Consider the following 19056-nt stretch of genomic DNA (forward strand, 5'->3'; position numbering starts at 1 on the left):
TACGGCCCCTGCCGTGTTTCGCAAGAGACACGGCAGGGGCTTTTTGCGTTTCTCCGGCCGTTCCCCGGCCGTTCCCCGCCTCCGGTGCGGGCGCCGACCCGCCCGCAGCGGCGCGTCCGCCATCCGAGACGCCGAGTCCCGGAAGTGGTGCTTTGCGGGCATCTGAGAGGATGGCGGACATCGAAACAGACTTGCGTCTCGCTACCTGAGACTGCAATATCATGCTATGGACAACACTAGCGGCGTCGGCGTTCTCGACAAGGCCGCTCTGGTGCTCAGCGCACTGGAGTCGGGCCCCGCCACACTGGCGGGGCTGGTCGCCGCCACCGGTCTGGCGCGCCCCACCGCCCACAGACTCGCCGTCGCACTCGAACACCACCGCCTGGTCACCCGCGACATGCAGGGCCGCTTCATCCTCGGCCCCCGCCTGTCCGAACTCTCCGCCGCCGCCGGCGAGGACCGACTGCTCGCCACCGCGGGCCCCGTCCTCACCCACCTGCGCGACGTCACCGGGGAGAGCGCGCAGCTCTACCGCCGCCAGGGCGAGATGCGCATCTGCGTCGCCGCCGCCGAACGACTCTCCGGTCTGCGCGACACCGTCCCCGTCGGCAGCACCCTGCCGATGAAGGCCGGCTCCGCCGCCCAGGTCCTCCTCGCCTGGGAAGAGCCCGAGCGCCTCCACCGAGGCCTCCAGGGCGCCCGCTTCACCGCCACCGCGCTCAGCGGCGTCCGCCGCCGCGGCTGGGCCCAGTCCATCGGGGAGCGCGAGCCGGGCGTCGCGTCCGTCTCCGCCCCCGTCCGCGGACCGTCCAACCGCGTGGTGGCCGCCGTCTCCGTCTCCGGCCCCATCGAGCGGCTCACCCGCCACCCGGGTCGCCTGCACGCCCAGGCCATCATCGAGGCCGCCAACCGGCTCACCGAGGCCCTCCGCCGCAGCTGACCGCCGGGCAGCGCGGCCGGAACGCACGAACGGAACGCACGAACGGAACGGGCCGCGCCCGAGGAAAGGATCTCCTCGGGCGCGGCCCGTTCCGTCTTCCGGTCCCCCGCCTACGGTTCGACGCCCTACGGTTCGAGGCGGTGCGGGCCCCGGAAGAGGAACGTCGCCTCGCGGATCGACGGCAGGCCGAGCGCCAGCATCAGCAGCCGGCCGAGCCCCAGACCGAGCCCGCCGTGCGGCGGGGTGCCGTACCGGAAGCAGTCGAGGTACCCGGAGAGCGGGCCGGTGTCCATGCCCTTCTCCCGGGCCTGGGCGACGAGGCGGTCGTACCGGTGCTCGCGCTGGGCGCCGGTGGTGATCTCCACGCCCTTCCACAGCAGGTCGAAGGACTCGGTGACGGTCGGGTCGTCCTCCGGCCGCAGGTGGTAGAACGGCCGCACGGCGGCCGGGAAGCGGGTGACGAAGACGAACTCGTGCCCGGTCTGCTCGGAGATCAGGCCGCACAGCGCCCGCTCGCCCTCGGGGTCGAGGTCCTCCTTGACGCCCTCCGGGTCCCAGCCGGTGGCGCGGAGCCGGGCCAGCGCGTCGGCCATCGTGATCCGGGGGAACGGCAGTTCCGGGACGACGACCCGGGTGCCGAAGTGCTCGGCGATCGCCGCGCCGTGGCGCTCGGCCACGGCGGTCAGGACGCGGTGCAGCATCCGCTCCTCGAAGGCCATCACGTCCTCGACGCCGTCGACCCAGGCGATCTCGACGTCGACCCCGGTGAACTCGGTGGCGTGCCGGGAGGTGAAGGACGGCTCGGCACGGAACACCGGCCCGATCTCGAAGACCCGGTCGATGCCGCCCGCGATGGCCATCTGCTTGTAGAACTGCGGGGACTGGGCGAGGTAGGCGGTCCGGCCGAAGTAGCCGACCTCGAACACCTCGGCGCCCGACTCGGAGGCCGTCCCCATGAGCTTCGGCGTGTGCAGCTCGGTGAAGCCCTCCTCGGCCGCCACCTCCCGCATCGCCCGCTCGACGGTCGTCTGGACGTCGAAGACCAGCTGCTGGGAGGGCCGCCGGATGTCGAGGAACCGCCAGTCCAGGCGCTGGTCGATCCCGGTCTTCTCGTCGATCGGCAGCTTCGGCTCGGCCGGTGAGACGACCTCCACGCGGGTCGGGACGATCTCCAGACCACCGAGCTTGACCTGCGGGTTGGCGACCACCCGGCCGGTGATCTTCACGGCGGACTCGACCGTCACGCCCTCGAAGGCGGCCTCGATGACGTCGTCCTCCCCACCCCGGAGGTGGGTGACCTGCACGAGACCGGTGTGGTCCCGGACCAGGACGAACTGGATGCGCCGCTGGAGTCGGAGCGTGTTCACCCACCCGTAGACGGTGACCGTCTCCTCCAGGTGCGCGGGCAGCTCGGCGACAAGGGTGCGCGTCATGACAGGGAACTCCCCGGGTTTGCGGGCGCGTTGGTCGCGCCACGTCGACGGGCGGTAAACGGCCGCCCTGGGCGCGTTCACCGTAGAGGATCAAGCCCGTGGGAGTCGCGGGGTTTTCCCTCGTGTCCGGGCGGACGGCGGACGGTGTCCGGGCGGCCGGGCGGACGGCGGACAGGGGTCGGCGGCCCCTGCGCGGTGCGAGGGGCCGCCGGAACGGTGCGGTCACCGTCGGCCGACCGCCTCGTACGGGGAGGAGGCGGTGGCCGTCGCGGTGGGGATCGTCAGTGCAGCTGCGACTGCCAGTCGGCGGGGACCCGGCCGGCCGGGCCCGGGGTGGGCTGGGTGACCGGGTGGGCGGTGGGCGGTGCCAGCGGCGGACCCTCGTAGTACTCGCCGGTGTCCAGGTTCCAGAACCACTCCTCGCCGGGCTCGAAGCTGACCAGGAACGGGTGGCCGGCCTGGCGCGCGTGCTTCGTCGCGTGCTGGGCGGGGGAGGAGTCGCAGCAGCCGATGTGGCCGCAGGCCGCGCAGCGGCGCAGGTGGAACCACCATCCGCCGCCGGCCAGGCACTCCGCGCAGCCGTCGCCGCTGGGCACCGCGGCGGGGTCGATTCCCGGGATCGGCTCGCCGGTCATAGCTGCCTCCTCGGCTGGGCGGTCCGTCCCCACCAGCCTGGCCCGGCCGTGGCGGCGCTGCCAGTCCGGGGCACCTGACCGTCCGCGGCACTTGACCGTCCGGGGCACTTGACCGTCCGGGGCACCTGACCGTCCGGGCGCCGCAACCTTTCGGCCCGCTCACGGCATCAACCTGGTAGGGGGCGGGCCACGGGAGGGGCGCCGCAGACGGGGCGGACCAGGGCGGCCGGGGGCGGGGCGGGGCGGACCGAGTCGGAGGCCGGCCGCCGAATTCCCCCGAATTCATTCGGTACGTATGCGATTCACCCCCCGGGAATCGACCCCGGAGCCTGTTGCAGAGCCGTGACAGCCGCACGCGAAAAACCGTTCGACCGGAGACTTCCAAGGGTTAGCATTCCGGAATGGAATCGAACCTCCCCCCGATATGGAGTTCCTCCGAGAACGCGGACCTCCAGCCGTCCCGCAAGGCCCCGCTCCGGCTGGCCCGCCTCGGTGCGACCTTCCTGGGGGTGAGCGTCGTGTCCGGTGTGCTGCTGGCAGGCCTCGTCCTACCCGTCGCCGGCGGCATCGGGCTGACGGCCAAGAGCACGGCGGAGGGGTTCGAGGACGTCCCGTCCGACTTCAAGACCCCGCCGCTCACCCAGGCGACCCAGATCTTCGACGCCAAGGGCGGCCTGATCGCCAAGGTCTACGAGCGCGACCGCACCGTCATCACCGCCGAGCAGATGTCGCCGTTCATGCGCCAGGCCCAGGTCGACATCGAGGACGCCCGCTTCTACGAGCACGGCGCCGTCGACCTCAAGGGCGTCCTCCGCGCGATCAGCAAGAACGCCGAGAGCGGCACCGCCTCCCAGGGCGCCTCCACGCTGACCCAGCAGTACGTCAAGAACGTCAACGTCGAGCAGGCGGGCGACGACCGGGACGCCGTCCTGGAGGCCCAGCGCAAGACCCTGGGCCGCAAGATCCAGGAGCTCAAGGTCGCGATCAAGCTGGAGGAGGAGGTGCCGAAGGAGCAGATCCTCACCAACTACCTCAACATCACGTACTACGGGAACGGCGCCTACGGGGTCGAGGCCGCCTCCCAGCGCTACTTCAGCAAGAGCAACAAGGACCTCACCGTCGCCGAGGCGGCGACGCTCGCCGGGCTGGTGCAGAACCCTTCCCAGTACGACCCGAAGCTGCACCCGCAGGCCGCGCAGAACCGCCGCGACACCGTCATCGACAAGATGCTGGAGAACAAGCACATCACCGCCGAGCAGGCGAAGGAGGCGAAGGCCGCCCCGCTCGGCCTGAACTACAAGGCGCCGCAGAACGGCTGCATCACCGCCCAGGCCGGCATGGGCTTCTTCTGCGACTACGTGCGCCACGTGGTCAAGCAGGACCCGGCCTTCGGCCAGAGCTCCGACGAGCGCAAGAAGTTCTGGAACCAGGGCGGCCTGAACATCTACACCACGCTGGACCCGGAGAAGCAGGCCGCCGCCCAGAACGCGGTGAGCAGCAACGTCCGGGTCACGGACAGCGTCTCCGCCGCCGCCTCCATGGTCGAACCCGGCACCGGCAAGATCCTCGCCATGGCCCAGACCCGCCCGTACGGCCTGGACACCAACCAGAACCAGACCGTCGTCAACCTCAACGTCGACGCGGCGATGGGCGGCGGCAACGGCTTCCAGCCCGGCTCCACCTTCAAGCCGGTCGTCGCGGCCGCGGCCCTGGAGGCGGGCCTGCCGGCGACCCAGGAGTACTCGTCCCCGAACAAGCTCGAGTACCCGACGATGAAGACCTGCGAGGGCACCTGGAAGAACGAGGCCAGGCCCAGGACGGTGGTGCCCAACGAGTCCGCGAGCGAGAAGGGCCCGTACCAGCTGAAGATGGCGATGGCCCTCTCGGTCAACACCTACTTCATCCAGATGGAGCAGGAGATCGGCCTCTGCGCGGTCAAGCAGATGGCCAACAAGCTCGGCATCACCACCAAGGCCAGCGGCAAGCCCCTGGAGGAGGTCCCCGCGATGGCCCTGGGCGTCGAGGAGATGAGCCCGCTGACCATGGCCAACGTCTACGCGACCTTCGCCGCCCAGGGCACCCACTGCGCCCCGGTCGCCATCAACCGGATCACCACCGTGGAGGGCAAGGACGTCCCCGTCCCGTCCTCCCAGTGCGAGAAGGCGTTCTCCGACTCGACGGCACGGGCGCTGAACACCGTCCTGAACGGCGTCACCGAGAACAACGGCACCGGCGCGGCGCTCAGCCTGGACGACAACCGCCAGATCGCGGGCAAGACCGGCACCTCGGACCGCAAGCGGGCCGCCTGGTTCAACGGCTACACCCCGCAGCTCGCCACCGCCGTCTGGATCGGCGGCCCCCAGGGCGGCGTCGAGATGCGCAACATCACCATCAACGGGAAGTACCGGGCCGAGGTGTTCGGCGCCGACGGCCCCGGCCCGATCTGGCGGGACGCCATGAACCAGGCCCTGCGCGGCACCCCCAAGCAGTCCCTGCCGATGGCCGACATCCCCGACCCGGCCCCCCGGACCGACCCGAACAAGACCCCGTCCGGCACCGGCACCGGCGCCCCCGGGGGCCAGGCGACCGCCCCGGCGGGCCCGGCGACCAACCCCGAGAACGACCAGCAGCCCTGACGCCGCGTTCCCCGCGCGTCGCCCCGTACATCGCCTCGCACGTCACCCCGCACGTCGCCCCGTCGAGCACCGGCTCGGCGGGGCGACGTCGTTCTCTCCCCCCTGTGCGGTGCCGGAAATTGAGCGGTGTGACCTTCTTGTCATGGCTATGGTGGCCCGATGGCATCGATCAAGCAGTTCCAGGTCACCTTCGACTGCGCGGAGCCCGAGCGCGTCGGCCGCTTCTGGTGCGAGGCCCTGGGGTACGTCCCGCCGTCCACGCCGGAGGGGTTCGACACCTGGGACGACTACCAGCGCTCGCTGCCGCCCGAGAAGCGGGGCTCGTGGTTCGCCGCCAGTGACCCCACCGGGGCGGGCCCGCGCATGTACTTCCAGCGCGTCCCCGAGGGCAAGGTCGTCAAGAACCGGGTGCACCTCGACGTACGGGCCGGCACCGGCCTGGTCGGCGCGGAGCGCGTGGCTGCCCTGGAGGCCGAGTGCGCCCGACTGGTCGCCCTCGGCGCGACCCGCGTCCAGCTGCTGGTCGCCGACGAGGAGAACGAGTCGTGCCTCTCGATGCAGGACGTCGAGGGCAACGAGTTCTGCCTCGATTGAGCACCGCCCGGATCCCACAACTCCCTGCGCAGGAAGTCGACATGGCCGACTCCTATGCGCTCAGAGCGCCCAGCGGGTCACGCCGCCGTCCGGTGCCGAGTAGCTCACGAACTGCCCCTCCGGCCCGGCCTCGACCGTGAACCACTCACGGCGGGGGCGGTTCTGGCCCAGCCAGCTCCGGTGGGCGGCTTCGACCGCTCGCCAGAGGTCGCGGGGGCCGCTGCGGGCGACGGTGCCGCCGTGCGCGTGGGCGGTCGAGCCGTCCGCGACATCGCGAAGGACGTGACCGTCCCGGACGACGGTGGGACCGAGGTGGAGGTCGGCCCAGAACGCGAACCCCGGGTCGTCCAGGACGCGAGCGCCGATCTCCGTCCTCCGGCTGTCCGCCTGCGGCTCCGGTACTCCCGGGGCCGCGTCCCCTCCGCCGCGCAACGGCATGAAGGCGGCCGGACGGTGCAGAAAACGCCCGACCGCGCGCCCGTCCGACACCTTGGTGAGCCTGGCCACCGCGCCGCCCAGCGGGGCGACGACGAGGCCACCCGGCGCGCACTGGTCGAGCCACGCCCGGGGCACGCGACGGACACCGCAGGTAGCGATGATCCGGTCGTACGGAGCCCCCGGCGGGTACCCGTCCGCTCCGTCCGCCTGGACCACGACGGGCGCGAAGCCGGCCTCGCCCAACCGGGCACGGGCGGTCGCCACCAGGTGCTCGGTGCGGTCGACGGTCGTGACGTGGGCCGCCCCCGCGAGGTGGCAGAGCAGAGCGGCGTTGTAGCCCGTCCCCGTCCCGACCTCCAACACCCGGTCCCCGGGCCGGACATCCAGCGCGTCGAGCATGTCGGCCATCAGGCTCGGCAGCGTGGAGGAGGAGGTCGCCACCCCGCGGACGCCGTCCGGCCCGGCATCCTCCGCGTGCACGCCGCCCACCTCGGTGACCAGCACCCGGTCCGCGTACACCTCCCGCAGCCACGCCTCACCGGCCGGCCAGGGGCGGTGCACACCCCCTTCCTCCCGGTAGAACACCGGAACGAACGGATGCCGCGGCACATTGAGGAACGCCTCGACCACCCGCGAGGACAGCACCGCGCTCACCCGCTCGATCTCCGAGGCCAACGCGACCCGCGCCCGCAGGAGTTGGTCTTCGCTGTGGAGGACAGTCGTCATGCCTGACGGACCCCTTCCAAGTAGTCGCAGATGGCAGCAGCCCACTGGGGTTCACCTCAGGGGGAGACCTGCTTGCCGGGGTCCGGCCCCGTGTAGACCGGCGAGCGGAAACGCCGACGGAACGCCTCCGGCCCGTACCGCTGGTCGAGCCAGTCGGTCAGGCAGGACAGGTCTCCGCTGATCACGGCGGAGAGAATGAGTGCGTGCAGGGTGTTCGCAGCGGTTCCACCCGTATCGGTGAGGAAGCACTGGTACCTCATGCCGACGCCACACTCGTATCCGGCCAGGGCCTGATGGAAGTCGGTGGCAACACCCGGTTCGACACGGTCGAAGTCGACCGCCTCCAACTGCCCGGTGGTGTCTCGGAAGGCCAGACGGTCATCCGGTTCGATGCGCTCGGCGATGCCGAGGAGATCGGCCACCGCAGCGGCGATCGACCGTGCTTCCCGGTCGGTGGCCCCCTCCATGATGATGCCGAGATTCCGCGTCGAGGAGGCTCCATCGCCGTCCCTCGCCGAGTACGTACGCCCTTCCGCGTCCACACAGTTGATCCCGTAACGGCTACGAACCACCTGGCCGTCCCGGAGCCGGTACTCCCGGAACGAGCCCCAGTGCAGGCAGTCATGGGCGTAGGACCGCAGCAGGTCGAGAGCCACGAGTTCCGGCGACGCCCATCGAGGATCGATCAGCCGGCCGTACCTCGTGATCACCGACGCCAACTGCACATGCCGGTAGCCCTGATTCGGGTGGTGGAAACCGCCGAACGCGTCCGGGCGCGTCGAACGCACCCCCACCCACACCCGGTCGATCGGCAACAGCCGGTCCAACCCCAACTCACGCTAGCGATCGGCCAGAAGAGCCGCTCCCTGCCGGAACACCTCCCGGGCCCCCTCGTCCTGCCACGCCTCGACAACCCAGTGCAGGAGCGAGAACGCGATGTGCGGGTGCGCCTGGCCGAGTGCGGCGGTCGCCCACCGTACGGCCAGGAGATGTGCCAGTTCAGCCCGTTCGTCCGGGCTGCCCGCCAGGTACTCGTTCGGGCCCAGGCAGGAGGGCGTGAGCGAGCGGCCGAGGGTCAGCGACGTCGACGGCTGATCAACTTCCGGTGCGATTCCTGCAATCCGTCGGGGTGTTCGTCCGGTGAGAACCATTGAGCCTCCAGGATCTCGAACGAGGGGGCGCTGGTCTGTCCACTGACGTACAAGGCCTCGTAGGCGACTTCGACGCGCAGCTTGTAGCCGCTCTTCAGGTGCGCCAGTTCGCACACCTTCACTGTGAGCCCCGTTTCCTCCCGGACCTCACGCACGATCGTGTCTTCGAAGCTCTCGCCCGCGTTCGCGTAGCCCGTCGGCAAGCCCCACTGCCGGCCCTCCGGCCACATCCGGTGCTTCAGCAGCAAGACCCGGCCGTCCCGGTGACGCACGATGCCCGTGACGCCCACCATGAACTTCGAGTGCCAGAGCCAGAGAACGCGCCACTGCATCGGACCACGGATGATCCGCCAGAGCTTCACGGCGACCTTCTTCATGGACCCGCCCTTCATGCAGAAATCAGGTTAGGGGAATTTCGGAAATCCCATCAACGTTATTCCGGAAATCGACTAAAGATCTCGCCGGCCCCCTCGAAAACGGGCGGCCCACTCCTCCATCCTGACGCGGGCCTCATCACCCCAGAGCGAGTAGCCTTCGAATCTCCCGAACTCGTTCAGATACTCCTGAACATCCCTCGGATCATGGAAAACGAGCGCACCGGTGGACACTTCCACGGTGGCCAGAACGGCATCGTAGACCGTGAAGACATTCAGCGGAGCCCATGGCATGCGGCCGGCCATGGGGATGACCCCCAGCCGGACATTCGGCAACCGGGAGACCGACACCAGTCGATCGAGCTGCACGGCCATGGCCTGTTCCGAGACGAGCGGCCAGAGGCAGGCCTGCTCGGTCAGGATGAAGGTGAAGCTCTTGGCCCTCTCGTAGAGAACGGCCTGCCTTTCCAGCTTCCTGGCAATGGCCTCCGAATGATCGCCGGGGAACAGGGCGAGGCTCGCCCTGATGTATTCGGGCGTCGCGAGCAGACCGGTGATCATGGTCGGCAGGAAGTACCTGAACTCCGTCGAGTGCCGTTCAAGGGCGGCCAGCTCGACCTGCTTCTTGTCCAGTCCCTTTCGGCGCAAGGCCTTGGCATCCTGCCACTCCGCGTTCGCGATGCGAGCGAGAGCGGTCACCCGCGTGATCAGCTCCGCCGGCGCGTCGAGCGCCCGCAGAATCAGTTCGACATCGACGAGGGACGGTATGACCTTGCCGGTCTCGATCTTGGAGATCTTGGACTGCGACATGTTGACACGCCGAGCGAGCTGGACCCCGGAGAGTCCAGCTCGCTTGCGAAGCTCTTGAAGGATCGCCGCCAGGTCCGTACTCGATCGGCCTAGATCCTGCGGATCAAGCGCCAATTCCCTTCACGTACTCCTCGAAAGGCACCGATTCGGCGATGGCGATCCGCTGGTATTCGATGAACGGGTCGACATCCCCCTCGAACACGGTGCGGTCGATCTGTGTTCCGTCGGGAAGGTAGTTCATGAGCACCACCTCCGCCTTGTCGAACATCCAGTAGTCAGTGACTCCCGCCAACGGGTTGGGCCGATCCGTGACGTCCATGATCCGGACGTCCTCGCCGGCCCACACATGCGGCAGGTAGTACATGAACTCGTAGCGGAGGTATTCGGAGAGCGGTCGCGTGACGATGTGCACCCGCCCCTTGGTTTTCCCCTCCCGCCGCACGCGCTTGAGGTCTTCCGTGTACTCGTTGGAATGCGCATGCGGGTCGATCCGTTCATCGGCTCGAAAGGCTCGCAGTTCCTCTTCCTCCTGCGGAACCCTGTAGGCCGGAAGGGTCTCAAGCCGCCAAGCCTCCGTCTCGAACTGACGGAACCTGGCTTGCCAGGCCTCACCATCCAAGCGCACGAACAGCCTCCCGAAGCACACTCTCGGGGATCTCCACCAGGCCCTCGCCGCCGGGCGGCGCGAAGGCGCCGGAGACGGTCCCCTGGATCACGAACGTCCCCCGCTCGGTGCGGTAGACGTTGGGACAGTCGTTCTGATTGCACTCCCCCGAGCCACCGCCGTCGCCCATGTTGGTCAGCCGTGTGAGACCCGACCTGGTGTCCATCTCAACCCCCTTGGAGAGCGGTCCCGCCAGAGCACCTGGGCACGACGCTAGAGGGCTGGTCAGCGGCTGTCCACGACGGAAGGGGGGTATTCCCGTATCGGACTAAAGATCAAGATCGCGAGGCCTCCCGACCAACAACACGCCCCTGCAAGGACATTGGCTCCGCCCCACGCCAAGAGGAAACGAACATCCCCACCCGGCGGCTCCTTGCGGGGAGCAAGGAGCCGACGGGTAGGGCTACCGGCGCAGGAAGTCGGAACGGCCGACTTCCTGCGCCGAGTCGGGGTGGGGGTGGGGGTGGGGGTTCAGTCGGCGTTGGGGAAGGCGGCGCGCAGGGCGGGGGTGCGGGTGAGGATGGCGACGGCGAGGAGGGCGAGGGCGGAGAGGCCCTGGAGGACGGCGTACCAGGGCGGGCAGAGGCCGGGGATGAGGTCCACGGCGATGATGGCGATCGGCATCACGGTGGAGAGGGTGCGGACGCGGTCGAAGGCCTTGGCGGAGCCGTCGGCGGCACGGGTGGCCAGGCGGTGGAGGTACGGGGCGACGGCGAGGAAGATGACGCCGCGGATCCACATGAACGGGGTCGTCGGGTGGCCGATGGACGCCATCACGGCGACCGTGCCGAGGACGATGGCGCCGGCTAGGCCGAAGAGCGTGATGCACTTCTTCACCGTGGTGAAGGTGGACTGGTGGGCCGTGGGCGCCATGGTTCTTTCCCCTCCGTGTCGTTGTGGGAACGACGCTACGGAGCGGACGCGCGGCCGAGTATGGGTCCAGCCCCACAAGGGGGTGGGTCCAGCCCCACTCATGAAGCGGGCAGTGGACCCGGGTTGGTGATGACTCCGGTCCAGCAGCCGTCTTGGTCGGCCTCCTGCCAGGTGACCTCGAGTGTGCGGTGGGTGAGCTCCTCGGCCTTGCGGTGCATGGCCGTCTGCGCGATCACGGGCTCGCAGGAGGGCGCGGGTTCGTCGAGTCCCCCGTCGGCAATGCCGCCCGGTCCGGTGAAGTAGACGGCGTACCGCCACCGGTTCGGGGTCCGGTACAGGACGAGCATCGCCGGAGTGCCAAGTCTGCGCCAGTACGGCTCCCGCTTTCCCATGCCGGAACCGTAGCGGCACCGGCAGGAGGGGCCGCCGGGGCGGAGGCGGTGCGCAGGAAGTCGGGCCGGCCGACTTCCTGTGCCGGGTCTTATCGGGTTCTTGCCGGGAACCGGCAGGGGACCGGGCGGGATCTTGCGGGGTCCGGGCGGCGCGGGGCGGGGGCTGGTCTGAATAGTGTGATCGTCAGTGGATGTGAGCGAACGTCCGTGATGTGGGGGGTGGGGGCATGACTCCACTGGGCTTGAGCGTGGCCACCTGGTGGTGGATCGTCGCGCTGACGACGGTGCTGTTCTGGGCGATGGCGATACCGCCGCAGGTGACCCGGCAGTACCGGATCATGGTTGCCCTGGCGCCGCTGGTCGGAGCGCTCTTCCTGGTCGGGCGCTCCCACATGAACGGGACGACCTCGGCCGGCGCGCTGTCGATGTACTCGCTGGCGATGCTCTCGCTGACGCTGGGAACGGCCGGGCACCTCGGGAGGATGGCGCGCCTGCAACTGGCGGCCGACGAGGCGGGCGACAGGGACGAAGTGCCGCTCACCTGGGGCTTCATGGTGCAGTTCTTCCTGTGCGTGACCGCGGGCTCCGTGGTGTATTTCGTGATCCAGCCGTAGGCACGGGAGAGGGACGGACCGCACCCCGGCCTGGATCGGGGGTCAACCGGTCCGGGACGCCGAACTGCTCGACGGCGGAGTGGAGTTCGCGGTGGCAGGGTCGGCCCCCGACCACTCCTGAAGCACGCCGGCGGCCCCTTGCGGAGGAGCAAGGGGCCGCCGGACAGTTCGCTAGGCAGTGATGGTCACCAGGTGGTCGAACTCGCCCGCCTGAGTGCCCTGGAGGAACGCGGCGAAGTTGCGGGCGGTGGTGCGGACGATGACGTCGCCCTCGTCGGACTCCCGGAGTTCGATCACACCAGCATCGGCTCGCACCTCAACACAGTCTGCGTTCGAGCCCGAGAAACTGGACTTCTGCCACAAGAGGCTACTCATGGTTGCCACGACCTATCCGCGGTGGTTGCTGGTGAACAAGGGGCCACGCCGCCGGAAGAGTTCGCTAGGCGCCGACGGTTACCAGGTGGTCGAACTCGCCCGCCTTCGCGCCCTGGAGGAAGGCCGCGAACTTGGGGGCGATGGTGCGGACGATGACCTCGCCCTCGTCGGACTCGCGGAGTTCGATCACACCACCAGCGGTACGAACCTCAACGCATTCGGAGTTGGCAGCCGAGTAGCTGGACTTCTGCCAAGTGGAGTCAGACATATTTACTTTCCATATCCTTCTTGATGGATCGGATGAACTCCCGAGACTCCTCCTGCGAGAGAGCCGCCGAATCGAGCCGGTCGAGCCGGGACCGGAACTGGGCGATGTGGGCCGGCGCATCGAAGAGCACACTGTCGAGGCCTGAGTCCATCTGCACGGTGTCAAGCTCAGGGATCCGGCCTTCAACGTACGTGAAGTTTTCCTGGTTGACCGGAAGAGTATCCACATCGAACAGGACGACTCGGAGTGAGATGGTCGACCGTTCGGAGTCCTCGATGAGGCCGCCAAGCTGCTCGGCTTGGACCTTGGGGCCGCTGAACTGCATACGCAGCGCCGCCTCATGGATGAAGGCCGAGTACGGAATCTCACCGGAGCGGACCACGTTCTGCCGATGCATACGGAAGGCGGCCCTCAGGTCAACCTCATGCTGGGGAAGAGGCGGGAACCCTCGGGCGAAGACCGCAGAAGCGTAATCAGTGGTTTGGAGTAGCCCGGGAATGAAGGCCATGGTGTAGGTGGAGAGCGCGTAAGCACGACTCTCCATCTCGGCCATCTCAAGGAATTCCTGCGAGAGACGACCCCGGTACTCCTCCCACCAACCTCCCTTGTCGCGGTCCGTGATGATGTCCGCGAGCGCGTCGATCAGGGGCTCGTTGACGCACATGCACAACGCCGCGATCGTGCGCAGGCGTTCGACGCTGATGCCGGTCTTGCCGCTCTCCATCTGCGTCACGTGGGCGGGGTTGATGCCCAGTGCGCGGGCGAGCTGGCTGCCGCCGAGGCCGGCCTGTTCCCGCATCCTGCGAAGTTCGGCACCCAACCTCAACTGGCGAAGCGTCGGGTTCGATCGAAGGGCCATGGGTCCAGTCTGCCAGCCCCGTTCGGGGGAACTTCGCGTGGATCGCCACAAATCTGTGGCGCCTCGCGCTATCGTCACCCTCAGAACGATCCGATGGATCGTCAGACACGCCTTGGTTCAGGGCAGTAGGCGCCTGCTGCCCTCCGGCCGAAGAGCGGCCACGCCCTGGTCCGGCTCGCGGCTCTCCCCCTCCACACCCATACCTCTCGGAGGTTCCCGTGTGCACCTTGAACACCCCCTCCCTCACCCTCACCCGGCAGGCCCTGCGGAGCGCCCTGACCCGCGCCTCCTGGGACACCGAGACCATCTTCAACGCCGAACTCGCCCTCGGCGAACTCATCGTCAACGCGTGGCGGCACGCCGGTACCGCCTCGCCCGTCGTCTACTTCTCCCTCGACGTCGACACCCTCCGGGTCTGCGTCGCGGACGAGAGCGCCCTGCTCCCCCAGGAGAAGCCCCTGTCCCTGCTCGCCGAGTCCGGCCGGGGCCTCCAGCTCGTCGCCGGGCTCACCCACCGCTGGGGCGTCGACCCCCAGGAGCGTGGCAAGACGGTCTGGTACGAGCTGGACTCCGCCGCGTGACCCGCGAACCGATCGCCCCCGACGACCCCCGGATGCGGAACTTCGCCGCCCCGCACATCACCGGCCTGCTCGGGGAGTTGCACCGTCGGGGCCTCCCGTACGGGCTGCTCTGGGGCTCGGCCTCGGCGGGCGAGACGATCCTCGACGGGCGTCTCCTGGTCGACTTCGGCAACGCGCCCGTGAGCACCCTCGTCAACCTCCTCCACCTGCTGCGGGACCTGGACCGGGAGGCGGCGTGGGAGCGGTGAGCCTCCTCGAACCGCGCTGAACACATGCGAAGGCCCTCGCCCACCGAAGGGGCGAGGGCCTCGCGGCGTCCGTCGGCTCCGGGTCAGCCGCCGGACGGGTTCCTGGGGGCGCCGCCACCGGCACCGCCGCCGAAGCCACCACCACCGAATCCGCCGGCGGCGCCTTCGACCAGCTGGCTGGCGGTGTAGCCACCGTTGGCGTCGGGGGTGCCGACGACCGTTACGCTCTGGCCGGGCTGCAGGTCCCCGACCTTGCCCTCCTTGTTGAGCTGGACCTTCGTCGCGTCGCCGGTGGTGACCTTGATGGTGTTGCCGTTGGTGTCGGTCAGGTAGACGGTGTTGCCGTCGACGGCCTTGACCGTGCCCCGGGCGAAGCCGGCCTGCCCGCCCTGCCCCTGCCCGCCCTGCCCAGCGCCCTGCCCGGTGCCCTGGCCCCCACGGCGGGAGCCGCCCTGCCCCTGCCCGTAGCCGCCTCCCTGAGCAGCCGCACCCGCAGCGGCGGCAGCCGGCCGGGCGGAGGACTTCCCGCCGCCCGTCGGCCCGTTGTTCTGCTGGTACCAGACCCCGCCCGCGAACGCCCCGGTGGCGATCACTCCGCCCGCCAGCAGCAGGCTGAGCCAGGGCAGCTTCCGCCTCGGCGGCGCGGCCAGTTCGGCGCTCACGTCCCGCGCGTCCGGCGGGGTGGCGAGGAGGGCGACCTGCTCGGCGGGGGTTCCGGGCCCGACGGTGGCGATCTCTTTGCTCATGACAGTGGAGTCCTACTCGTGCCGGAGGGCGTCGATCGGCCGCAGCGAGGCGGCCCGGTTGGCGGGGTAGCTGCCGAAGAACAGCCCGATGGCGACGGCGATGGCGAAGGCGCCGAGCACCGATTCGGGGATCACCACGGGTTTGATGCCGACGATGCTGAAGTGCGAGCCGGCGATTCCGGCGGCCACGCCCAACCCCGCGCCGATCACCGAGAGCAGCGTCGACTCGGTGAGGAACTGCCCGAGGATCACCGCGCGCGGGGCGCCGAGCGCCTTGCGGATGCCGATCTCCCTGGTCCGCTCGGTGACCGTCACCAGCATGATGTTGGTGATCCCGATCCCGCCGACCAGCAGCGAGATCGCGGCGACCGCGCCGAGCAGCACGGTGAAGGTCTTCGTCGTGCTCTCCCTCGCGGTGAGCAGGGAGGCCTGGCTGGTGATCCGGAAGTCCGCCTTGGCGGGGTCGGCGATCGCGTGCGTGCCGAGCAGGACGCGGGTGATCTCGGACTGGGCGGCCGTGGTGCTGTCCGCGTTCACGGCCTGGACCAGGATCTGGTTGACGGAGCCGAAGCCGGTGAAGGCGTTCTGCACCGTCGGCAGCGGGGCGATGACGACGTCGTCCGGGTCGGTGAAGCCGCTGCCGCCCTTGGCCTGGAGCACGCCGACCACGGTGAACGGCGTGCCGCCGAGGACGACCGACTTGCCGACCGGGTTCTCGGTGTCGAACAGCTGCTTGGCCGTCGTCGCGCCGAGCACCGCGACCTTGCGCGAGTCGAGCACGTCGTCGTCGGTGAAGTACTCGCCGTGCGCGACCTTCTGGTTGGCGGTCTCGAAGTACGACGGGTAGGTGCCGACGATCGAACCGGGGCTGTACGAGATGTTCCCGTACAGCGCGGTGCCGCTGGTGGTGACCACCGGGGCGACCGACCTGATCACCCCCGCGTCGGTGTCGCTCGCCAGCGCCTTGGCGTCGGCGACCGTCAGCTTCTTCACCGAGGAGGTGGCCCGGGAGCCGCCGTTGGCCGAACCGGAGCTGACCGTCAGGGAGTTGGTGCCGAGCGAGGTGATCGAGTCCTTCACCGCCACCGACGAGCCGTTGCCGACCGCCAGCAGCAGGATCACCGAGGCCACGCCGATCAGCACGCCGAGCATGGTGAGCGCCGAGCGCACCTTGTTGGCGGCCAGGCCGCCGACCGCGAAGCGGAGCGTCTGCCAGAGGATCACGCCGGCACCTCCGCGCCCGCCACGCCGGCCTCGCCCGCCGGGCCCGCCGGGCCCGCCGCGAGCTCCGCGTAGGCCGCGTCCAGGAAGGGCGGCGGCCCCTCCACGGGCGCCTGCCGCAGATCGCTCACGATCTGCCCGTCGACCAGTCGCAGCACCCGCTTGGCGTGCCGGGCGACCTCGTCCTCGTGGGTGATCAGCACGACCGTACGGCCGGTGGCGTTGAGCCCGTCGATCAGGGCCAGCACCTCCTCCGTCGAGCGGCTGTCGAGGTTGCCGGTCGGCTCGTCGGCGAGCAGCATCGCGGGCGCCGTCACCAGGGCCCGCGCCACCGCGACGCGCTGCTGCTGGCCGCCGGAGAGCTCGTTGGGCTTGTGGCCGGCCCGCTCGGCGAGCCCGACCAGCGACAGCGCGGCCATCGCCCGGCGGCGCCGCTCGGCGGTCCGGACGCCCGCGTAGGCGAGCGGCAGCTCGACCTGGGCGAGGGCGGTGGTGCGGGGCACCAGGTTGAAGGACTGGAAGACGAAGCCGATCTTGCGGTTGCGCACCAGTGCGAGCTGCTGCTCGTCCAGGTGGCCGACGTCGGTGCCGTCGAGGAGGTAGCGGCCGGCGGTCGGGACGTCCAGGCAGCCGAGGATGTTCATCAGGGTGGACTTGCCGGAGCCGGAGCTGCCCATCACGGCGACGAAGTCGCCCTGTTCGATGTCCAGGCTGACGCCCCGCGGCGCGCCGGTCTCCGGGTCGGAGGGGCCGCGCAGCGCGTGCACGGTGGCGTCGCCGTGCCCGTACGCCTTGGTGAGCCCGCGGATGCGGATCACCGGGACGGGGTGCGCGGGGACGCGCTTGTCGATGACGTGACGCATGCTCACGAGTCAGCCCTTGCCGCCGCGACCGGCCCCGGCACCGGCGCCGCCACCGCCGGCACCGCCGCCCGGGAAGACCCCGCCGCCGGCCCCGCCCCGGTTGCCGCCGAGGCCCGGGAAGGAGGCGTTCGGGAAGCCGTTCCCGCCGCTGGTGGTGGGGAGTTCGACCTTGTCGCCCTCCTTCAGCCCGGAGACCACCTGCACCGTGCTGTCGCCCTCGACCCCGACCCCGACGGTGACCCGCTCGGAGGCGCCGTCCGGCTGCACCAGGGTCGCGGTGCGCGAGGTGCCGGTGCCGGACAGCGCGGAGGTGGGCAGGGAGAGCGCGTTGTCGGCCTCGCCGGTGATCACCTGGACGGTGGCGCTGAGGCCGGTGCGCAGCGTGCTGGTGTCGCCGGTGATCTGCAGCGTGGCCGCGTACTGGACGGCGGCGGAGCCGGCCGCGCCGCCGGAGCCGCTGCCGGTGGGCAGCGAACTGACCGACAGGACCGTCGCGTTGAGCTTGGTGTCGGACTGCGCGTTCAGGGTGACGGTGGCCGCCTCGCCCTTCTTCAGCTTGAGCGAGTCGAGCTCGGAGAAGTTCGCGGTGACCTGCATCCCGGTCGGGTTGGTGAGCACGATGAAGCCGCTCGGGGCGGCCGCCGAACCCGTGCCGGTCCCGGTGGACTTGCCGGTGGAGGACGAGGCGGAGGCGCCGGAGCCGGTGGCCCCGACGGTGTCGCCGACCTTGCCGGAGACCGAGGCGACCGTGCCGTCCACCGAGGCGGTCAGGGTGGTGCCGGTCAGCGCCGCCTGGGCGTTGGCCAGGTTGGTCTGCGTGGTGGCGACCTGCTGCTGGGCCTGGGCCACGGCCGCGTCGTCGACCTTGGTGGTGGTGACGGTGGTGGTCTGCGGGGCGGGCGTACTGCTCCCGCCCGCCCCGCGTCCACCGCTGCCGGCCCCGCCGCCGGGGGAGGCGGCGGAGGTGGCGCCCGGCAGCTGCTCGGTGGTCGTGGTGGTGACCCCGGCCTGGGCCTTGGTGAGGTTGGCCTGGGCCGTGGTGAGCGCGGCCTGGGCCGCGTCCACCTGCTGCTGGGCCGCCGTGGTGTCGACGGTGGCGAGCACCTGGCCCTTCTGCACGGCGTCCCCGACCGCGACCTTCACCGCGGTGAGCTTCCCGCCGGTGGTGAAGTCCTGGGCGGCGTCGGTCGGTGAGACCAGGGTGCCGGTTCCGGACACGGTGGCCAGGACGGTGCCCTTGGACACCGTGGCGGTACGGGCCGCGGGCTTCGCGGAAGCCGGGCCCGAGCTGCCGCTGACCGTGGCGTACACCAGGGCGGCGCCGCCCAGCAGGGCCACGCCGAGCGCGGAGTTGACGAGGACGGCGCCTCGCCGCCGTGGGAGCACCTTCATGGCGGACAGCTTCCCGGCGGGCTCTTGCGTCGTGCTGGGCGGCGGCTGGGAGAAGCCTGACCGGCCGGATCCGGGCATTGCGGACAGAACACCCGTCCCGCGCGGGCGCCTTGGCCGTCCCGTGGGCGGCCGTTGGGCGAACTCCCAGCGGGCTCCCAGCGATCTCCAGCCATCCGGGAGGGCGTTCTGAGGACGTTCTCACGGAGGCGCGGGGAGCTGCCGG

The 19056-nt window shown here is 70.2% G+C and carries 23 protein-coding genes; 6 read left to right on the forward strand and 17 right to left on the reverse strand.

What is annotated here, in order from left to right; translation table 11 throughout:
• Nucleotides 1-226 precede the first annotated feature (226 nt).
• Nucleotides 227-940 (forward strand): IclR family transcriptional regulator, encoded by a 714-nt coding sequence (locus ACWDD9_RS02865; protein ID WP_030246527.1) that lies wholly within the window; start codon nt 227-229, stop codon nt 938-940.
• A 125-nt stretch (nt 941-1065) separates the two neighbouring features.
• On the opposite strand, the gene aspS is transcribed toward ACWDD9_RS02865, so the two are convergent.
• Nucleotides 1066-2373, reverse strand: a complete 1308-nt coding sequence (gene aspS / locus ACWDD9_RS02870) for an aspartate--tRNA(Asn) ligase (protein ID WP_449810643.1) — start codon at nt 2371-2373, stop codon at nt 1066-1068.
• A 281-nt stretch (nt 2374-2654) separates the two neighbouring features.
• Complete coding sequence (locus tag ACWDD9_RS02875; RefSeq protein ID WP_117488836.1) at nt 2655-3008, reverse strand: UBP-type zinc finger domain-containing protein; 354 nt, start codon at nt 3006-3008, stop codon at nt 2655-2657.
• A 401-nt stretch (nt 3009-3409) separates the two neighbouring features.
• On the opposite strand from ACWDD9_RS02875, the gene ACWDD9_RS02880 reads away from it, so the two are divergent.
• Complete coding sequence (locus ACWDD9_RS02880) at nt 3410-5644, forward strand: transglycosylase domain-containing protein (protein ID WP_416876041.1); 2235 nt, start codon at nt 3410-3412, stop codon at nt 5642-5644.
• A 159-nt stretch (nt 5645-5803) separates the two neighbouring features.
• Nucleotides 5804-6238 (forward strand): VOC family protein, encoded by a 435-nt coding sequence (locus ACWDD9_RS02885; protein WP_074001997.1) that lies wholly within the window; start codon nt 5804-5806, stop codon nt 6236-6238.
• 60 nt (nt 6239-6298) lie between these two features.
• On the opposite strand, the gene ACWDD9_RS02890 is transcribed toward ACWDD9_RS02885, so the two are convergent.
• The 8 genes from ACWDD9_RS02890 to ACWDD9_RS02925 all read right to left on the reverse strand — a co-directional run bounded on the left by ACWDD9_RS02890 (nt 6299) and on the right by ACWDD9_RS02925 (nt 11666).
• A complete protein-coding gene (locus tag ACWDD9_RS02890) occupies nt 6299-7402 on the reverse strand; it encodes a methyltransferase domain-containing protein (protein ID WP_449810644.1) in 1104 nt (367 codons plus the stop codon).
• Nucleotides 7403-7458: 56 nt separating this feature from the next.
• On the reverse strand, nt 7459-8229 hold the full coding sequence (locus ACWDD9_RS02895) for a hypothetical protein (RefSeq protein WP_449810645.1): 771 nt from the start codon (nt 8227-8229) through the stop codon (nt 7459-7461).
• Nucleotides 8230-8477: 248 nt separating this feature from the next.
• Nucleotides 8478-8930, reverse strand: coding sequence for an NUDIX domain-containing protein (locus ACWDD9_RS02900; protein WP_449810646.1), 453 nt, complete (start codon nt 8928-8930; stop codon nt 8478-8480).
• A gap of 72 nt (nt 8931-9002) precedes the next feature.
• Entirely contained in the window at nt 9003-9851 is an 849-nt protein-coding gene (locus tag ACWDD9_RS02905) for a helix-turn-helix domain-containing protein (RefSeq protein ID WP_449810647.1), read from the reverse strand.
• A complete protein-coding gene (locus ACWDD9_RS02910; protein WP_449810648.1) occupies nt 9841-10362 on the reverse strand; it encodes a DUF6879 family protein in 522 nt (173 codons plus the stop codon). The genes ACWDD9_RS02905 and ACWDD9_RS02910 overlap by 11 nt, the downstream gene beginning before the upstream one ends.
• Nucleotides 10346-10567, reverse strand: coding sequence for a hypothetical protein (locus ACWDD9_RS02915; RefSeq protein ID WP_449810649.1), 222 nt, complete (start codon nt 10565-10567; stop codon nt 10346-10348). The genes ACWDD9_RS02910 and ACWDD9_RS02915 overlap by 17 nt, the downstream gene beginning before the upstream one ends.
• A gap of 305 nt (nt 10568-10872) precedes the next feature.
• Nucleotides 10873-11274 carry a hypothetical protein gene (locus ACWDD9_RS02920; RefSeq protein ID WP_049651250.1) on the reverse strand — a complete coding sequence of 134 codons (402 nt, stop codon included), beginning with the start codon at nt 11272-11274 and terminating at the stop codon, nt 10873-10875.
• Nucleotides 11275-11372: 98 nt separating this feature from the next.
• Entirely contained in the window at nt 11373-11666 is a 294-nt protein-coding gene (locus ACWDD9_RS02925) for a hypothetical protein (protein ID WP_143204522.1), read from the reverse strand.
• 227 nt (nt 11667-11893) lie between these two features.
• On the opposite strand from ACWDD9_RS02925, the gene ACWDD9_RS02930 reads away from it, so the two are divergent.
• Nucleotides 11894-12280 (forward strand): hypothetical protein, encoded by a 387-nt coding sequence (locus ACWDD9_RS02930; RefSeq protein ID WP_449810650.1) that lies wholly within the window; start codon nt 11894-11896, stop codon nt 12278-12280.
• Nucleotides 12281-12451: 171 nt separating this feature from the next.
• Here the strand turns inward: ACWDD9_RS02930 and ACWDD9_RS02935 are convergent, their stop codons facing one another.
• The 3 genes from ACWDD9_RS02935 to ACWDD9_RS02945 form a co-directional block, all read right to left on the reverse strand.
• Nucleotides 12452-12655, reverse strand: a complete 204-nt coding sequence (locus ACWDD9_RS02935; RefSeq protein WP_375876519.1) for a DUF397 domain-containing protein — start codon at nt 12653-12655, stop codon at nt 12452-12454.
• Nucleotides 12656-12719: 64 nt separating this feature from the next.
• Nucleotides 12720-12923 (reverse strand): DUF397 domain-containing protein, encoded by a 204-nt coding sequence (locus ACWDD9_RS02940; RefSeq protein WP_117488828.1) that lies wholly within the window; start codon nt 12921-12923, stop codon nt 12720-12722.
• Nucleotides 12916-13782 carry a helix-turn-helix domain-containing protein gene (locus tag ACWDD9_RS02945; protein ID WP_117488826.1) on the reverse strand — a complete coding sequence of 289 codons (867 nt, stop codon included), beginning with the start codon at nt 13780-13782 and terminating at the stop codon, nt 12916-12918. The genes ACWDD9_RS02940 and ACWDD9_RS02945 overlap by 8 nt, the downstream gene beginning before the upstream one ends.
• A gap of 227 nt (nt 13783-14009) precedes the next feature.
• Between ACWDD9_RS02945 and ACWDD9_RS02950 the strand changes: the two genes are divergently transcribed.
• Nucleotides 14010-14363 carry an ATP-binding protein gene (locus tag ACWDD9_RS02950; protein ID WP_380743920.1) on the forward strand — a complete coding sequence of 118 codons (354 nt, stop codon included), beginning with the start codon at nt 14010-14012 and terminating at the stop codon, nt 14361-14363.
• Nucleotides 14360-14611 (forward strand): hypothetical protein, encoded by a 252-nt coding sequence (locus tag ACWDD9_RS02955; RefSeq protein ID WP_049651245.1) that lies wholly within the window; start codon nt 14360-14362, stop codon nt 14609-14611. The genes ACWDD9_RS02950 and ACWDD9_RS02955 overlap by 4 nt, the downstream gene beginning before the upstream one ends.
• Nucleotides 14612-14694: 83 nt before the next feature.
• Here the strand turns inward: ACWDD9_RS02955 and ACWDD9_RS02960 are convergent, their stop codons facing one another.
• The 4 genes from ACWDD9_RS02960 to ACWDD9_RS02975 are packed head-to-tail and all read right to left on the reverse strand — an operon-like array spanning nt 14695 to nt 18833.
• Nucleotides 14695-15357: a DUF5666 domain-containing protein gene (locus ACWDD9_RS02960; RefSeq protein WP_449810651.1), complete on the reverse strand. Its 663-nt coding sequence runs from the start codon at nt 15355-15357 to the stop codon at nt 14695-14697.
• A gap of 12 nt (nt 15358-15369) precedes the next feature.
• Nucleotides 15370-16581 carry an ABC transporter permease gene (locus ACWDD9_RS02965; protein ID WP_449810652.1) on the reverse strand — a complete coding sequence of 404 codons (1212 nt, stop codon included), beginning with the start codon at nt 16579-16581 and terminating at the stop codon, nt 15370-15372.
• A complete protein-coding gene (locus tag ACWDD9_RS02970; RefSeq protein ID WP_449810734.1) occupies nt 16578-17441 on the reverse strand; it encodes an ABC transporter ATP-binding protein in 864 nt (287 codons plus the stop codon). Before ACWDD9_RS02970 ends, ACWDD9_RS02965 begins: the two co-directional genes overlap by 4 nt.
• 9 nt (nt 17442-17450) lie before the next feature.
• Entirely contained in the window at nt 17451-18833 is a 1383-nt protein-coding gene (locus tag ACWDD9_RS02975; RefSeq protein ID WP_449810653.1) for an efflux RND transporter periplasmic adaptor subunit, read from the reverse strand.
• Nucleotides 18834-19056: the final 223 nt, after the last annotated feature.

This window comes from Kitasatospora sp. NPDC001119, from assembly GCF_053598475.1.

Excerpts from the sequence above, each read along its gene's own strand:
- ACWDD9_RS02865 (WP_030246527.1), top strand. The coding sequence starts at position 227 with ATGGACAACACTAGCGGCGTCGGCGTTCTCGACAAGGCCGCTCTGGTG.
- aspS (WP_449810643.1), bottom strand. The coding sequence starts at position 2,373 with ATGACGCGCACCCTTGTCGCCGAGCTGCCCGCGCACCTGGAGGAGACG.
- ACWDD9_RS02875 (WP_117488836.1), bottom strand. The coding sequence starts at position 3,008 with ATGACCGGCGAGCCGATCCCGGGAATCGACCCCGCCGCGGTGCCCAGC.
- ACWDD9_RS02880 (WP_416876041.1), top strand. The coding sequence starts at position 3,410 with ATGGAATCGAACCTCCCCCCGATATGGAGTTCCTCCGAGAACGCGGAC.
- ACWDD9_RS02885 (WP_074001997.1), top strand. The coding sequence starts at position 5,804 with ATGGCATCGATCAAGCAGTTCCAGGTCACCTTCGACTGCGCGGAGCCC.
- ACWDD9_RS02890 (WP_449810644.1), bottom strand. The coding sequence starts at position 7,402 with ATGACGACTGTCCTCCACAGCGAAGACCAACTCCTGCGGGCGCGGGTC.
- ACWDD9_RS02900 (WP_449810646.1), bottom strand. The coding sequence starts at position 8,930 with ATGAAGAAGGTCGCCGTGAAGCTCTGGCGGATCATCCGTGGTCCGATG.
- ACWDD9_RS02915 (WP_449810649.1), bottom strand. The coding sequence starts at position 10,567 with ATGGACACCAGGTCGGGTCTCACACGGCTGACCAACATGGGCGACGGC.
- ACWDD9_RS02920 (WP_049651250.1), bottom strand. The coding sequence starts at position 11,274 with ATGGCGCCCACGGCCCACCAGTCCACCTTCACCACGGTGAAGAAGTGC.
- ACWDD9_RS02925 (WP_143204522.1), bottom strand. The coding sequence starts at position 11,666 with ATGGGAAAGCGGGAGCCGTACTGGCGCAGACTTGGCACTCCGGCGATG.
- ACWDD9_RS02930 (WP_449810650.1), top strand. The coding sequence starts at position 11,894 with ATGACTCCACTGGGCTTGAGCGTGGCCACCTGGTGGTGGATCGTCGCG.
- ACWDD9_RS02935 (WP_375876519.1), bottom strand. The coding sequence starts at position 12,655 with ATGAGTAGCCTCTTGTGGCAGAAGTCCAGTTTCTCGGGCTCGAACGCA.
- ACWDD9_RS02940 (WP_117488828.1), bottom strand. The coding sequence starts at position 12,923 with ATGTCTGACTCCACTTGGCAGAAGTCCAGCTACTCGGCTGCCAACTCC.
- ACWDD9_RS02945 (WP_117488826.1), bottom strand. The coding sequence starts at position 13,782 with ATGGCCCTTCGATCGAACCCGACGCTTCGCCAGTTGAGGTTGGGTGCC.
- ACWDD9_RS02960 (WP_449810651.1), bottom strand. The coding sequence starts at position 15,357 with ATGAGCAAAGAGATCGCCACCGTCGGGCCCGGAACCCCCGCCGAGCAG.
- ACWDD9_RS02970 (WP_449810734.1), bottom strand. The coding sequence starts at position 17,441 with ATGCGTCACGTCATCGACAAGCGCGTCCCCGCGCACCCCGTCCCGGTG.
- ACWDD9_RS02975 (WP_449810653.1), bottom strand. The coding sequence starts at position 18,833 with ATGAAGGTGCTCCCACGGCGGCGAGGCGCCGTCCTCGTCAACTCCGCG.